This window comes from Streptomyces sp. ATLC9, assembly GCF_057196705.1.
The window spans coordinates 1-14,706 of the sequence record NZ_JBXUOY010000124.1 but is presented as its reverse complement, the minus strand read 5'-3'; the positions used below and the strand labels follow the sequence as shown (position 1 = coordinate 14,706).

The window sequence follows — 14,706 nt, the reverse complement described above, 5'->3', positions numbered from 1 at the left end:
CGCCCCGCCCGTACGGCGGCGGGCGGGCGGTTCACTGCCCGGCGGTCGGCGCGGCCCCGGGGCCGCCGCCTCCGGCCTCCCGCCGCGACGGCGGCGGAACCGTCGGGCTCAGCCGCAGCCAGAGCAGGAACAGCAGCCCCAGCACCAGCATCGACAGTCCGGCCCAGAGGTTGATGTTGATGTCCTGGGCCTTGGCCAGGTCGGCGTCGGAGGTGAAGAACCCGGCGACGGTGACCATGAGGCCGTAGACCACGAACAGCACGCCGATGACACGGCGGATGTCGAACAGCCGGGCGGCGCTGGCCGACCGCTCCTCCAGCTCGCGCTCCTCCTCCCGCCAGTCCGGATCCGGATCGCCCTTGCCGGTGCCGGGGACACCGGGGTCGGCGGGATCGGAGGGAGGGCGGGACCCCGAGGGGCCGCGGTACTCGTGGGCGCCGTGCGGACCGCCCGCACCGTCGCCGCCGTTGCCCTCGTTGCTGCCGTTGCCGTCGTTCGTCACGGTGGATCACATCCTTCGCTGTGCGGTGCGCGGGGCGCTCAGAAGGAGAAGGGGAGGTAGCAGAGGGCGGCGAGGATGATCGCGCCCCAGCCCAGCAGGGCGGGCCTGCGGTACCAGGCCTCGTCGCCCGCGGCCGGGGGCTCGGCCAGACCGGGGGAGCGGGTGCCGTACACCAGGCCGGCCAGCCGTTCGACGGGCTTGGGCCTGGTGAGGGGCGTGAGGACCACGACGACGAGCGTGCCCACGACGAAGGCGACGATGGCGGAGACGAAGTTGGCGCCCTGGTCGGTGGGGATGTCGATCAGCCCGCCCCGGTAGAACCAGAAGTAGTTGACCATCGCCGCGACGGTGCCCGCCAGCAGCCCCCAGAAACCGGCCGCGGCCGTCATCCGCTTCCAGAACATGCCGATGATGAAGACGGTGAACAGTGGCACGTTGAAGAAGGAGAACAGCGTCTGGAGGTAGTTCATGATGTTGCTGAACGTCGCCGCGATGAACGCCGTCCCCATGCCCAGCAGCACGCCGATCGCGGTGACCACGCGCGCGGTGGCCACGTAGTACGAGTCCGGGCGGTCCTTGACCAGATAGGGCCGCCAGATGTCGTTGGTGAAGACGGTGTTGAACGCGGAGACGTTGGCGGCCATGCCGGCCATGAAGGCGGCGAGCAGACCGGTCACCGCGATGCCCAGCACCCCGTTGGGCAGCAGGTCCCGCATCAGCAGCGGGACCGCCTCGTTGTACTCCAGGCCGCTGCCGGGGCCGATGTCCGGCGCCACCACCAGCGCGACCAGACCGGGGATGACGACGATCGCCGGGATGAAGATCTTGGGGAAGGCGGCGATCAGCGGGGTGCGCTGGGCGGCGGAGAGGTTCTTGGCCGACAGGGCGCGCTGGACCTCGGCGAAGTTCGTCGTCCAGTAGCCGAAGCTCAGGGCGAAGCCGAGGCCGAGCACGATGGTCAGCCAGTTGGCGCCCAGCGGGTTGTCCGAACCGATGCCGGTCCCGCCCCAGGCCGAGACGAAGTTGTCGCCCCGCGAGGCGGTGAGCGAGTCGCTCAGCCCGCTCCACCCGCCCACGCGGACCAGGGCGAGGACGGTCAGCGGGATCAGCCCGGCCAGGATCACGAAGAACTGCACGACCTCGTTGTAGATGGCCGAGGACAGACCGCCCAGGGTGATGTAGAGCAGCACGAACAGTCCCGAGACCACGATGGACACCCACTGCGGCCAGCCCAGCAGCGCCTCCAGCACGATGGCCAGCGCGTAGAGGTTGACACCCGCGATCAGCACCGAGGCGGCCGAGAAGAGGATGCCGCTGAGCAGGTGGGAGGAGGGCCCGAAACGGTGCAGCAGGAACTCGGGGACCGAGCGCACCCGGGACCCGTAGTAGAAGGGCATCATCACCAGGCCGAGGAAGACCATCGCCGGGATGGCGCCCACCCAGTACCAGTGCACGGTGTAGACGCCGTACTGCGCGCCGTTGGCCGCCATGCCCAGGATCTCCAGCGCGCCGAGGTTGGCCGCGATGAAGGCGAGGCCGGTGACCCAGGCGGGCAGCGAGCGGCCGGAGAGGAAGAAGTCCAGGCTGGTCTTGATGCTGCGCCGGGCGGCGAACCCGACTCCGAGGACGACGAGGAAGTAGATGGCCAGGATCGTGTAGTCCAGGGCGTTCGTGGGGAGCCGAAGATCCTGGGCCAGCTGGTACGACGGCATGAGCAGGTCGCCTCCGTGGCGTGACGGGACCGCTGTGGGGGAAGGCCCCTTGACGTCAATGTTCACTCATGGTTTTTTATGTTCGATTATGTTTGGGTCGCAGTATAGGGAGACCCCAGGTGAAAAAGACCCCGACCCGCCTCGCCGACGGCCGTGAACTCGTGTACTACGACGTTCGTGGCGACAACCGCGCCACGAGAGGCGATGCCGTGGACCGGCGTCCCCTGGACGCCGTCGCCACGGCATCGGAGATCCGCCACGACCCCCTGCTCGGTGAATGGGTCGCGGTCACGGCCCACCGCCAGGCCCGCACGTACCACCCGCCGGCCGACGAATGCCCCCTGTGCCCGTCCCGGGACGGCCGTATGACGGAGATCCCGGCCGAGGACTACGAGGTGGCCGTCTTCGAGAACCGCTTCCCCTCCCTGGCCGGCCCCCCGGGGCCGGAGGAGGCCGAGGACGGAGGCGGCCTGTTCGTCCGGGCGCCGGGCGCCGGACGCTGCGAGGTGGTGTGCTTCACCTCCGACCACGACGCCTCCTTCGCCGACCTCACCGAGGAGCGGGCCGCCCTGGTCCTGGACGCCTGGACCGACCGCACCGCCGAGCTGTCGGCGCTGGCGGGCGTGCGCCAGGTGTTCTGCTTCGAGAACCGCGGCCGGGAGATCGGCGTCACCCTCGGCCACCCCCACGGCCAGATCTACGCCTATCCCTTCGTCACCCCGCACACCGAGCGGATGCTGCGCTCGGCCGCCGCCCACCGGGAGCGCACCGGCGGCAACCTCTTCGACGACGTCGTGGCCGCCGAGCGCGCCGACGGCCGGCGTGTGGTGCTGGAGACCGGCCACTGGACGGCCTTCGTGCCGCACGCCGCGCGCTGGCCGTACGAGGTGCACCTGTATCCCGGGCGGCGGGCGGCGGACCTGACGGAACTCGGTGAGGAGGCCCGCGCCGAGTTCCCCGGCGTCTACCTGGAACTGCTGCGGCGCTTCGACCGGATCTTCGGCCCGGGGGAGCCGCCCACGCCCTACATCTCCGGCTGGCACCAGGCGCCGCTGGGCCCGGACGGGGGCAAGGACTGGGCCGGACGGGCGGACTTCGCCCTCCACCTGGAACTCCTCACGATCCGCCGCACGTCCGGGAAGCTGAAATACCTGGCGGGCTCGGAGTCCGGCATGGGGGTCTTCATCAACGACGTGCCGCCAGAGACCGCGGCGCGGCGACTGCGGGAGGTGGCGAGCCGGTGAGCGGCACATATCTGGTGACCGGCGGGGCCGGCTACGTCGGGAGTGTCGTCGCGGCGCACCTGCTGGAGGCCGGGCACCGGGTGACGGTGGTGGACGATCTGTCCACCGGCTTCCGCGCGGGCGTGCCGGCGGGGGCGGACTTCGTCCAGGGACGAATCCAGGACGCCGCCGACTGGCTGGACCCTTCCTGTGACGCGGTGCTCCACTTCGCCGCCAGCTCCCAGGTCGGCGAGTCCGTCGTCCACCCCGAGAAGTACTGGCACAACAACGTCGGCGGCACCATGGCGCTGCTGGACGCGATGCGCGGTGCCGGGGTGCGCACCCTGGTCTTCTCCTCCACCGCCGCCACCTACGGCGAGCCCGAGGAGATCCCCGTCCGCGAGGACGCGCCCACCGCCCCCGCCAACCCCTACGGCGCCTCCAAGCTGGCCGTCGACCACATGATCGCCGGGGAGTGCGCCGCCCACGGCCTGGCCGCCGTCTCGCTGCGCTACTTCAACGTGGCCGGCGCGTACCGCGGCGCGCACGGCGTCCTGGGCGAGCGGCACGACCCCGAGTCGCACCTCATCCCGCTGGTGCTCCAGGTCGCGCTCGGGCAGCGGGAGGCGATCTCTGTCTACGGGGACGACTACCCCACCCCCGACGGCACCTGCGTACGCGACTACATCCACGTCGCCGACCTCGCCGAGGCCCATCTGCTGGCGCTGGACGCCGCGGTGTCCGGGGAGCACCTGGTGTGCAACCTCGGCAACGGCAGCGGCTTCTCCGTCCGCGAGGTGATCCGCACCGTCCGCGAGGTCACCGGCCACCCCGTCCCCGAGAAGACGGCGCCGCGGCGCGGCGGCGACCCGGCGTTCCTGGTCGCCTCGGCGGAACGGGCCAGGCAGCGGCTGGGCTGGCGGCCCTCGCGCACCGAACTGGGGGACATCGTCGCCGACGCCTGGGCCTTCGCCCGGGGCCGGGCACTGGACGCCGACGCCGCCGCCATCACCGGCGGCGGAGAGGGGAGCGGGGCGTGAACGGGCCACTGAACCCCGGGGCGGAGGCCGAGGCGGAGGCGCTCAACGCGGCGCAGACGGCGGAGGCGGCCGACGGCTTCCGCGCGGTCCACGGCGGCGAGCCCACCGGGATCTGGGCCGCACCGGGCCGCGTCAACCTCATCGGCGAGCACACCGACTACAACGACGGCTTCGTCATGCCGCTCGCCCTGCCGCACACCATCCGGGTGGCGGCGGTCCGCCGCGACGACGGCGTGCTGGCCGTCCACTCGGCCGACGTGTCGGGCGGCACGGTGCGCCTGCGGGCCGAGAAGCTCACCCCCGGCACGGCCGACGGCTGGGCCGCGTACCCGGCCGGCGTGGTGTGGGCGCTGCGCGAGGCCGGCCTGCTGTCCGGCCGGGAGACGGGCGCCGACCTCTACGTCCGCAGCGATGTGCCCACCGGCGCGGGCCTGTCCTCCTCGGCCGCCCTGGAGGTCGCCACGGCGGTGGCGCTGAACGAGCTGTACGGCCTGGGGCTGGCCCCCGAGCGGATCGCCCGGCTCTGCCAGCGGGCCGAGAACGAGTTCGTCGGCGTCCCCTGCGGGATCATGGACCAGATGGCGTCGGCCTGCTGCACGGCCGGGCACGCCCTCCACCTCGACACCCGGGACCTGGCCGCCCGTCAGGTCCCGTTCGACCCGGCCGCCGCGGGGCTGCGGCTGCTGGTGGTGGACACCCGCGTCAAGCACGCGCTGGGCGACGGCGAGTACGCCCGGCGCCGGGCGGGCTGCGAGGAGGCCGCGGCGGCCCTGGGGGTCGCGGCCCTGCGCGACGTCCCCCACGGGGAACTGGACGCGGCGCTGGCCGGGCTGGCCGATCCGGCGCTGCGGCCCCTGGTGCGCCATGTGGTCACCGAGAACCGGCGGGTCGAGGAGGTCGTCGGCCTTCTCGACGCGGGCGAGCCCCGCTCGATCGGCCCGGTCCTGACCGCCGGACACGCCTCACTGCGCGACGACTTCGCCGTCTCCTGCCCCGAGCTGGACCTGGTGGTGGAGACGGCGAACGCGGCGGGTGCGCTGGGCGCCCGGATGACCGGCGGCGGCTTCGGCGGTTCCGCGGTCGTCCTGGTGGAGGCGGCCGGGGCCGAGGAGGTCGGTGCGGCGGTCGCCGACGCCTTCGACGCCGCGGGCCACCGGGCCCCGCGGCTGTTCGAGGCGGTGCCCTCGGAGGGGGCGCGCCGGCTGGAAGGGTGAGGGCGCCGGGCCCGGCCCGGGCGTCGCCGACCGTGCGTGTCCGGTCGCCGTGTGCCGTGCGCGCGGTCGGTTTTCGCCAATCCGCCTCCTCGGCCGTACCCCGGCCGTACGCTGGGACGGCACCGGCCGCCGGGGGCCGGTGGGCATCAGAGGGCGGCACACGCCGGATGCGGCGCACGGGGGCCGGGTACGAGCGGATCACGGCGGCGGCCGTGCGGCCCGTCGTCCGGTCCCGCACCGGGCGCCGCGCCCGAACGCGGGTGGGCCTTTCGGCGGCAGGGGGTGTGCGTGCAACGTATCCGGGTTCTCGTGGTGGACGACCACCGCATATTCGCCGAGTCCCTCGCCGCGGCACTCGCGGTGGAGCAGGACGTGGAGGTGGCCGCGGCCGGCAGTGGTCCCGCCGCGCTGCGCTCCCTGGAACGGGCGGCGGCCGACGGCCGCCGCTTCGACGTCCTGCTGATCGACGCGGACCTGGGGGGCGCGCCGGCCGAGGCCGACCGTACGCCCCCACCGGATCCGGCCGCCGCCGAGACGCCGGCCGCGTCCGGCGGCATCGCCCTGGTCTCACGGGTCCGCGCCGACCACCCCGAGGCCCGCACCGTGGTGCTCGCCGAGGGCGACGACCCGCGCCGCGCGGCCGCCGCCCTCCAGGCGGGGGCGTCGGGCTGGGTCGCCAAGGACTGCTCTCTCTCCCGGCTGCTCCAGGTGGTCCGGGGGGTGCTGCGCGGTGAGACGCATCTGCCTCCCGCCCTGCTGACCGGGGTGCTGCGCGAGCTGACCGCGGCGCGCAGGCACCGCACCGAGAGCGAGCGGCTGGTGGAGTCGCTGACCCCGCGCGAGCACGAGGTGCTGCGCTGCATGGTGGCCGGGCTGGGCCGCAAGGCGGTCGCCGAGCGGCTGTACCTCTCCCCGCACACCGTCCGCACCCACATGCAGAACGTGCTGGGCAAGCTGGGGGTGCACTCCACGCTGGCCGCGGTGGCGCTGGCCCGCAAGGCGGGCGTCGGCCCGGCGGACCTGGAGCAGGTGACGTCGTAGTTCCGCCCTGCCCCCGCCCCGGGCACCTGCGCCGGGCCCGCGTCACGGACCGTCAGGGGACGTTGTCGAACGGCGCGGTGAGCTGCCGCAGCAGCCCGGCCAGCTCCGCCCGGCGGCTGGAGGGGAGCTCGGCGAGGATGGTCCGCTCCTGCTCCAGCAGCCCGGCCAGGGCCCGGTCGGCCCGGTCGCGTCCGGCCCCCGTCAGCCGGACCAGGACGCCGCGCCGGTCGCTGGGGTCGGGCAGCCGCTCCACCAGCCCCTTCTTCGCCAGCCGGTCGATGCGGTTGGTCATGGTCCCGGAGGTGACCAGGGTCTGGGTCAGCAACTGCCCGGGGGAGAGCTGGTACGGGGTGCCCGCCCGGCGCAGCGCGGTCAGCACGTCGAACTCCCAGGGCTCCAGCCCGTGCTCGGCGAAGGCGATGCGGCGGGCCCGGTCGAGGTGGCGGGCGAGCCTGCTGACCCGGCTGAGCACCTCCAGGGGCTCCACATCGAGATCGGGGCGCTCGCGGCGCCACGCTGCCACCAGTCGGTCGACCTCGTCCTCCATGCGGACAGTGTAGTAGTTCTGTCGATGTGAAGTCTCTTGATATCGAGATATATTCGGCGGAACGCCGCCGTCGTGGAATCGGCCTGCCCACCCGGCGGACACCGGCAGCCGGGGCCGGTGTCCGCCGGTCAGCTGCGGCGGTGGCCTATCAGGCGCGGCTTGGGTTCCAGACCGTCCAGCCCGTGCCAGGCGAGGTTCACCAGATGGGCGGCCACCTCGGGCTTGTCGGGCTTGCGGGCGCTCAGCCACCACTGGCCCGTCAGGGCCACCATGCCCACCAGGGCCTGCGCGTACAGCGGCGCCAGCTTCGGGTCGAAGCCGCGCGCCTTGAACTCCAGGCCCAGAATGTCCTCCACCTGGGTGGCGATGTCGCTGATCAGCGAGGCGAAGTTGCCCGTCGACTGGGCCACCGGCGAGTCCCGCACCAGGATGCGGAACCCGTCGGTGTACTGCTCGATGTAGTCCAGCAGCGCGAACGCCGCCTGCTCCAGCAGTTCGCGCGGATGGCCGCCGGTCAGCGCCCCCGTCACCATGTCCAGCAGCCGCCGCATCTCCCGGTCGACCACCACCGCGTACAGCCCCTCCTTGCCGCCGAAGTGCTCGTAGACCACCGGCTTGGAGACCCCGGCCTTCGCCGCGATCTCCTCCACCGACGTGCCTTCGAAACCTCGTTCGGCGAAGAGCGCGCGACCGATGTCCAGCAGTTGCTCGCGGCGCTCCTCCCCCGTCATCCGGCGGCGGGTCCGCCGGGTGGGTCGTGAGAGCCTGCCCTTGGTACTGCTGTCGTCGGTCGCCACTCCTCCATCATGCCGCTTCGGCGGCTTCCTCCCGGCGGCGGGCGTCGATCCGCTTCCGCGACGGCCAGCGCACGTCGTACGCCCAGCCGGCCTTCTCGAACCAGCGGATCAGCCGGGCGCTGGAGTCGATCTGGCCCTTCAGCACTCCGTGCCGGGCGCAGGTCGGGTCCGCGTGGTGCAGGTTGTGCCAGGACTCCCCGCAGGAGAGCACCGCCAGCCACCACACGTTGCCCGAGCGGTCACGCGACCTGAACGGGCGCTTGCCCACCGCGTGGCAGATGGAGTTGATCGACCAGGTGACGTGGTGCAGCAGCGCCACCCGCACCAGCGAGCCCCAGAAGAACGCGGTCAGCGCGCCCTGCCAGCTCATCGTGACCAGCCCGCCGACCACCGGCGGAATGGCCAGCGACACGGCCGTCCACAGCACGAACTGGCGGGAGACGCGGCGGATCACCGGGTCCTTGATCAGATCCGGGGCGTACTTGTGCTGCGGCGTCTGCTCCTCGTCGAACATCCAGCCCACATGCGCCCACCACAGGCCCTTGAGCAGGGCGGGGACGGTCTCGCCGTAGCGCCAGGGGGAGTGCGGGTCGCCCTCGGCGTCGGAGTACCTGTGGTGCTTGCGGTGGTCGGCGACCCACCGCACCAGCGGCCCCTCCACGGCCATCGACCCGGCGACGGCCAGTGCGACGCGCAGGGGCTTCTTCGCCTTGAAGGCGCCGTGGGTGAAGTAGCGGTGGAAGCCGATGGTGATGCCGTGGCACCCCAGGAAGTACATGCCGGTCATCAGCCCGAGGTCCAGCCAGCTCACCCCCCATCCCCAGGCGAGCGGAACCGCGGCCACCAGGGCGACGAAGGGGACGGTGATGAACAGCAGAAGAGTGATCTGCTCGACGGAACGGCGCTGCTCGCCGCCGAGCGTGGCCGAGGGGAGCGGTTCCCCGGGCGCCGCGGCGGACTTCGCGGTGCCTGCCGCGTCTTCTGTGCCTCGGGGGTTCGTGCGGAGCACGTCCGGACTGATCGTCATAGGTATTGCTCTCGTTTGAAACTGGGGGACGGGGGGTGCGTTACTTACGGTCCCGTAACCTACGCGATCGTAAGTATGGCAGCCGTGAGTGTGGGGGCAAGAGGGCCGCATGGTGGACTGGATGATCCACGCACCCCCGGGCGGCCTATCCTGGGAGTCGTCGGACAACGCGGTCCGTGACCTGCCAGAAGCATCGCCGCAAGGAGCCGCACCTGTGAGCAGTGCCGACACCTCCCCGAACCCGGTTGGCAAGAACCCTTCCCCGGCCGCGGAGGTCCCCACGGCGGGCCGTCCGGGTACCCCGGACGCCCGAAAGGAACCCAGCGCCCCCGAAGCCCCACTGGAGGCCACCCCCGAAGCCCGTGCCGAGACCAGCGCCGCCCTGCGGGCCGACATCCGCCGGCTGGGTGATCTCCTCGGCGAGACGCTCGTCCGTCAGGAGGGCACCGAGCTGCTGGAGCTCGTCGAGCGCGTACGCGCCCTGACCAGGACCGACGGCGAGGCCGCCGCCGCCCTGCTCAGCCGCACCGACCTCGCGACGGCCACCAAGCTCGTGAGGGCCTTCTCGACCTACTTCCACCTGGCCAACGTCACCGAGCAGGTGCACCGCGGCCGCGAACTGCGCGCCCGGCGGGCCGCCGAGGGCGGAAACCTCGCCCGCACCGCGGACATGCTCAAGGACGCCGACCCCGCCCACCTGCGGGAGACCGCGGCGAATCTCGGAGTGCGCCCGGTCTTCACCGCCCACCCCACCGAGGCCGCCCGCCGGTCGGTGCTCACCAAGCTCCGCAAGGTCGCCGAGCTGCTGGAGAACACCGACCCCAACGAGCGCCGCCGCACCGACCTGCGGCTCGCCGAGAACATCGACCTGATCTGGCAGACCGACGAGCTGCGCGTGGCCCGCCCGGAGCCGGCCGACGAGGCGCGCAACGCCGTCTACTACCTCGACGAGCTGCACCGCGACGCCGTCGGTGACGTCCTGGAGGACCTCGCCGCCGAGCTGGAGCGCGCCGGAGCCCCGATCCCGCCCGCCACCCGCCCGCTGACCTTCGGCACCTGGATCGGCGGCGACCGCGACGGCAACCCCAACGTCACCCCCGCCGTCACCTGGGAGGTGCTGCTGCTCCAGCACGAGCACGGCATCACCGACGCGCTGCAGCACGTCGACGAGCTGCGCGCCGCTCTGTCCAACTCCATCCGCATCAGCGGCGTCACCGAGGAACTGCGCGAGTCCCTCGAGCGCGACCTCGAACTCCTGCCGGAGATCAGCCCCCGCTACAAGCGGCTCAACGCCGAGGAGCCCTACCGGCTCAAGGTCACCTGCATCCGGCAGAAGCTGCTCAACACCCGCGAGCGCCTGGCCGAGGGCGACCCGCACGTGCCCGGCCGCGACTACCTGGGCACCGGCGAACTCCTGGCCGACCTGGAACTGGTCCAGAACTCCCTGCGCGAGCACCGCGGCTCGCTGGTCGCCGACGGCCACCTGGAGCGCGTGATGCGAACCCTGGGCGCCTTCGGCCTCCAGCTGGCCACCATGGACGTGCGCGAGCACGCCGACGCGCACCACCACGCCCTCGGGCAGCTCTTCGACCGGCTCGGTGAGGAGTCCTGGCGCTACGCCGACATGCCGCGCGACTACCGGCGGCGGCTGCTCGCCAAGGAACTGCGCTCCCGCCGCCCGCTGGCCCCGCAGCCCGCGCCGCTGGACGCCGCGGGAGCCAAGACCTTCGGCGTCTTCACCACCGTCCGCAGGGCGCTGGACACCTTCGGCCCCGAGGTCATCGAGTCCTACATCATCTCCATGTGCCGGGGCGCCGACGACGTCCTCGCCGTCGCCGTCCTGGCGCGCGAGGCGGGCCTGATCGACCTGCACGCCGGCTGGGCCCGCATCGGCGTCGTGCCGCTGCTGGAGACCACCGACGAGCTGCGCATCGCCGACGAGCTGCTGGACTCGATGCTGTCCGACCCCTCATACCGGCGCCTGGTCGCCCTGCGCGGCGACGTCCAGGAGGTCATGCTCGGCTACTCCGACTCCTCCAAGTTCGGCGGCATCACCACCTCCCAGTGGGAGATCCACCGGGCCCAGCGGCGGCTGCGCGACGTCGCCCACCGCCACGGGGTGCGGCTGCGTCTGTTCCACGGCCGCGGTGGCACCGTCGGCCGCGGCGGCGGCCCCACCCACGACGCGATCCTCGCCCAGCCCTGGGGCACCCTGGAGGGCGAGATCAAGGTCACCGAGCAGGGCGAGGTCATCTCCGACAAGTACCTCATCCCCTCCCTGGCCCGGGAGAACCTGGAGCAGACGGTGGCCGCCACCCTCCAGGCGTCCGCCCTGCACACCGCACCCCGCCAGTCCGACGAGGCACTGGCCCGCTGGGACGCGGCGATGGACACCGTCTCCGAGGCCGCCCACAGCGCCTACCGCGCGCTGGTGGACGACCCGGATCTGCCCGCGTACTTCTTCGCCTCCACCCCCGTGGACCAGCTCGCCGACCTCTACCTCGGCTCCCGGCCCTCGCGCCGCCCCGACTCCGGCGCGGGCCTGGAGGGGCTGCGGGCGATCCCGTGGGTGTTCGGCTGGACCCAGTCGCGGCAGATCGTGCCCGGCTGGTTCGGTGTCGGCACCGGCCTGAAGGCGGCACGCGAGGCCGGGCTCGACAGCGTGCTGGACGAGGCCTACGGGCGCTGGCACTTCTTCCGCAACTTCCTGTCCAACGTCGAGATGACACTGGCCAAGACGGATCTGCGGACCGCCCGGCACTACGTGGAGACGCTGGTGCCGGCCGAGCTGCGGCACATCTTCGCCACCATCGAGGCCGAGCACGAGCTGACGGTGCGCGAGGTGCTGCGGATCACCGGTGAGCGGGAGCTGCTGGACGCCCAGCCGGTCCTCAAGCAGACCTTCGCCATCCGCGACGCCTACCTGGACCCGATCTCCTACCTCCAGGTCACGCTCCTGGCCAGGCAGCGCGAGGCCGCCGAGCGAGGGGAGGAACCCGACCCGCTGCTGAGCCGCGCCCTGCTGCTGACGGTCAACGGTGTCGCGGCGGGTCTGCGCAACACCGGCTGACGCGTGCCGCCCGCGGGTGGCACGCGCGTGAGCGCGAACCGCGAAGGGCCCCACTCCCGGGCGGGAGAGGGGCCCTTCGCCCCGTCATCGGTCGTGCGCCCTGCGCGGGCCCCTCAGGAGATCAGCTCTCGGTGGCCTTGCGGCGGCGCATCACCAGGTACGAACCGGCGCCCAGGAGCGCTGCGGTGGCCGCCGCGAGCGCGGCGACAGGGGTTCCGGAGCCGGTCTCGGCCAGGTTGCCGCCCCCGTCCGACGGCTCGCCCGGCTCCTCGCCGCCGGTGGTGCCCTCCGTGCTGCCGCTGGTGGTCTCGCCGGTGGTGCCCTCCGTGCTGCCGCTGGTGGTCTCGCCGGTGGTGCCTTCGGTGCTGCCGCTGGTGGTCTCGCCGGTGGTGCCCTCCGTGCTGCCGCTGGTGGTCTCGCCGGTGGTGCCCTCCGTGCTGCCGCTGGTGGTCTCGCCGGTGGTGCCCTCCGTGCTGCCGCCGGTGGTGCCTTCGGTGCTGCCGCCGGTGGTCTCGCCGGTGGTGCCCTCCGTGCTGCCGCCGGTGGTGTCGGTGGCGGGGCAGGTGTGCGACAGGTTGAACTTGTCGTGCTTGACGCTGCCCTTGATCTCGGCCTCTACACCGACGAGCTTCGCCCCGGGCTCGGAGGCCGCGTAGGCGTGCTTGTCGGACGGCGGACCGAATTCGGTGATCGTCTGGGGGCCGCCGGGCTCGAAGGTGACCGTGAGCTCGACGAATACGGCCTTGTTGCCCGGCAGGACGAAGTGCCAGCCGTCCTTGTCGGCCGGGACGGTCGGGCACTCGCCCTTCTCGAACTCGGCCGCGGTGATGGGCAGCGGCTGACGCAACTCGGGGGAGGAGGATCCCGTCGCGAGAGCGGGAGCGGCCGGAACCAGCGCCATGCAGGCCGCCGCAGCCACCGCTGCCGCACGCGTGGAAGTGGGAATGCGCATGAAATACCACCTTTGGTGGCAGGGGATATCTGGGACATGTGGGGAGTGAGGGGGGGTGACCGTAGCCTTTCCCGCCGAGTGGAACCGGTCAAGCGCGATGCGTCACGTCTGTCCCTATGTGCCACCCTTGCGCCGAAGGATGTTATGTAACAATCAGATCAATATCAAGATCAAAATGCTTGAGACGGAGAGGCGCCGGAAAGCGCGGCTCACAGCAGTGCGAACGCCGCCCCCATCAGCGCTGCCCCCATCAGCCCGGCCCCCCACGCGGTACGCCGCATGCCCAGGCCGCCCGCGACCACCGGTGAGGCCAGCACCAGCGCGCCCGCCAGCGGCAGCCACGCGTACAGCACACCGGCGGCGCCGGTGCGCACCGCCTCGGCTCCGCCCGGCCCGCCCGAACCATCCGAACCGTCCGAGCCCTCCCGGCCGGGCCACAGCGCCACCGGGAGCCGCTCACCGGCCTCGTACGACACCGGCGACTCGAGGGCGACCTCCGGGCGCGCGCCTTTGCCGCCGCCCTCCGGCGCGAACACCCCCGTGCACGTCCACCCGTCGCACTCGGCGACGGTCATCGTGCCGCGCACCGCGCCGCGGTCGGCCACCGCCTGCCGCGTCCCGTCGAGGGAGACCCACACACCGGCCATCAGCAGCACCGCCGCGACCACGCCCATCAGCGCCGCCCTCGCCAGGAGCAGCAGCCCGTACGCGCTCTCACCGGCCCGGCGCACCGAACCGCGCCTGACGGGGGAGCCCGGGAACGCAGGAGACATGGCGGGATCCTGGGGCACGGGGAAGCGGACGGTCAACCTCCGCGCGCCCCCGGCGTGCGCCCCGGCGCCCCGCGATTCGGGCGCGGCCCGGGCGCGGCTCAGGAGTTGTAGGTGCCCTGCGCCCGCTCCAGACCGTCCACCAGCAGGCACTCCACGGCGTCCGCGGCCCGGTCCACGAAGTAGCCGAGCTCCCTGCGCTCGGCGGAGGAGAAGTCCTTCAGCACGAAATCCGCCACCGGCATCCGGCCCGGCGGGCGGCCGATGCCGAAGCGCACCCGGTGGTAGCCGGGGCCGAGTGACTTGGTGATCGACTTCAGCCCGTTGTGGCCGTTGTCGCCGCCGCCCGTCTTCAGCCGCAGCGCCCCGTAGCCGACGTCCAGCTCGTCGTGGACCACGACCAGGTGCTCCAGCGGCACCTTGTAGAAGTCGCGCAGCGCGGTCACGGGACCGCCCGAGAGGTTCATGTACGACATCGGCCTGGCCAGCACCACCCGGCGGCTCCCGGCACCCGGAGCGCCCAGCCGGCCCTCCAGCACCTGCGCCCGCGACCGGTGGGCCTTGAACTTCCCCCCGATCCGCCCGGCCAGCAGGTCGGCGACCATGAACCCCACGTTGTGGCGGTTCGCCGCGTACTCCGGACCGGGATTGCCCAGACCCACCACCAGCCAGGGGGCGTCGGCGTCGCTCATCGTCATCTCTCCTACAGCTGGCCTACAGCGGACCTACGGGGAAAGCACCACGGCCGTGGGGGGGCCGGCCCCCGCGCGGGGGGCCGCCCCCCCGGCCGGGGGGGTGGGCCCGGCGCCGC

At 72.8% G+C, this 14,706-nt stretch carries 13 protein-coding genes; 5 read left to right on the top strand and 8 right to left on the bottom strand.

Annotated features, from left to right (window positions below; all coding sequences use genetic code 11):
- Nucleotides 1-31 precede the first annotated feature (31 nt).
- Together AC2CJA_RS14695 and AC2CJA_RS14690 are read right to left on the bottom strand one after the other, a co-directional pair.
- A complete protein-coding gene (locus AC2CJA_RS14695) occupies nucleotides 32-319 on the bottom strand; it encodes a hypothetical protein (RefSeq protein WP_484603146.1) in 288 nt (95 codons plus the stop codon).
- 221 nt (nucleotides 320-540) lie between these two features.
- Nucleotides 541-2,214 (bottom strand): sodium:solute symporter family protein, encoded by a 1,674-nt coding sequence (locus AC2CJA_RS14690; RefSeq protein ID WP_484603143.1) that lies wholly within the window; start codon nucleotides 2,212-2,214, stop codon nucleotides 541-543.
- 119 nt (nucleotides 2,215-2,333) lie between these two features.
- Here AC2CJA_RS14690 and galT point away from each other — a divergent pair, with 119 nt between their 5' ends.
- The 4 genes from galT to AC2CJA_RS14670 all read left to right on the top strand — a co-directional run bounded on the left by galT (nucleotide 2,334) and on the right by AC2CJA_RS14670 (nucleotide 6,732).
- Complete coding sequence (gene galT / locus AC2CJA_RS14685; RefSeq protein ID WP_484603142.1) at nucleotides 2,334-3,458, top strand: galactose-1-phosphate uridylyltransferase; 1,125 nt, start codon at nucleotides 2,334-2,336, stop codon at nucleotides 3,456-3,458.
- Nucleotides 3,455-4,477, top strand: a complete 1,023-nt coding sequence (galE, locus tag AC2CJA_RS14680; RefSeq protein WP_484603141.1) for a UDP-glucose 4-epimerase GalE — start codon at nucleotides 3,455-3,457, stop codon at nucleotides 4,475-4,477. Before galT ends, galE begins: the two co-directional genes overlap by 4 nt.
- Before the next feature lie 8 nt (nucleotides 4,478-4,485).
- Nucleotides 4,486-5,691, top strand: a complete 1,206-nt coding sequence (gene galK, locus AC2CJA_RS14675) for a galactokinase (protein ID WP_484603145.1) — start codon at nucleotides 4,486-4,488, stop codon at nucleotides 5,689-5,691.
- 288 nt (nucleotides 5,692-5,979) lie between these two features.
- Nucleotides 5,980-6,732 carry a LuxR C-terminal-related transcriptional regulator gene (locus tag AC2CJA_RS14670; protein WP_484603140.1) on the top strand — a complete coding sequence of 251 codons (753 nt, stop codon included), beginning with the start codon at nucleotides 5,980-5,982 and terminating at the stop codon, nucleotides 6,730-6,732.
- A gap of 52 nt (nucleotides 6,733-6,784) precedes the next feature.
- Here AC2CJA_RS14670 and AC2CJA_RS14665 read toward each other — a convergent pair whose 3' ends face one another.
- The 3 genes from AC2CJA_RS14665 to AC2CJA_RS14655 all read right to left on the bottom strand — a co-directional run bounded on the left by AC2CJA_RS14665 (nucleotide 6,785) and on the right by AC2CJA_RS14655 (nucleotide 9,103).
- Nucleotides 6,785-7,279: a MarR family winged helix-turn-helix transcriptional regulator gene (locus AC2CJA_RS14665; RefSeq protein WP_241714488.1), complete on the bottom strand. Its 495-nt coding sequence runs from the start codon at nucleotides 7,277-7,279 to the stop codon at nucleotides 6,785-6,787.
- Nucleotides 7,280-7,407: 128 nt separating this feature from the next.
- The gene (locus AC2CJA_RS14660; RefSeq protein WP_484603139.1) at nucleotides 7,408-8,076 is read right to left on the bottom strand and encodes a TetR/AcrR family transcriptional regulator; all 669 of its coding nucleotides are present in this window, start codon (nucleotides 8,074-8,076) and stop codon (nucleotides 7,408-7,410) included.
- Between the two features lie 7 nt (nucleotides 8,077-8,083).
- A complete protein-coding gene (locus AC2CJA_RS14655) occupies nucleotides 8,084-9,103 on the bottom strand; it encodes an acyl-CoA desaturase (RefSeq protein WP_484603138.1) in 1,020 nt (339 codons plus the stop codon).
- A gap of 340 nt (nucleotides 9,104-9,443) precedes the next feature.
- Here AC2CJA_RS14655 and ppc point away from each other — a divergent pair, with 340 nt between their 5' ends.
- The gene (gene ppc, locus AC2CJA_RS14650) at nucleotides 9,444-12,173 is read left to right on the top strand and encodes a phosphoenolpyruvate carboxylase (protein ID WP_484603144.1); all 2,730 of its coding nucleotides are present in this window, start codon (nucleotides 9,444-9,446) and stop codon (nucleotides 12,171-12,173) included.
- Between the two features lie 121 nt (nucleotides 12,174-12,294).
- On the opposite strand, the gene AC2CJA_RS14645 is transcribed toward ppc, so the two are convergent.
- The 3 genes from AC2CJA_RS14645 to pth form a co-directional block, all read right to left on the bottom strand.
- A complete protein-coding gene (locus AC2CJA_RS14645) occupies nucleotides 12,295-13,125 on the bottom strand; it encodes an LPXTG cell wall anchor domain-containing protein (protein WP_484603137.1) in 831 nt (276 codons plus the stop codon).
- A 209-nt stretch (nucleotides 13,126-13,334) separates the two neighbouring features.
- A complete protein-coding gene (locus AC2CJA_RS14640; RefSeq protein ID WP_484603136.1) occupies nucleotides 13,335-13,898 on the bottom strand; it encodes a hypothetical protein in 564 nt (187 codons plus the stop codon).
- Between the two features lie 98 nt (nucleotides 13,899-13,996).
- Nucleotides 13,997-14,587 (bottom strand): aminoacyl-tRNA hydrolase, encoded by a 591-nt coding sequence (gene pth, locus AC2CJA_RS14635; protein WP_484603135.1) that lies wholly within the window; start codon nucleotides 14,585-14,587, stop codon nucleotides 13,997-13,999.
- Between the last annotated feature and the right edge of the window lie 119 nt (nucleotides 14,588-14,706).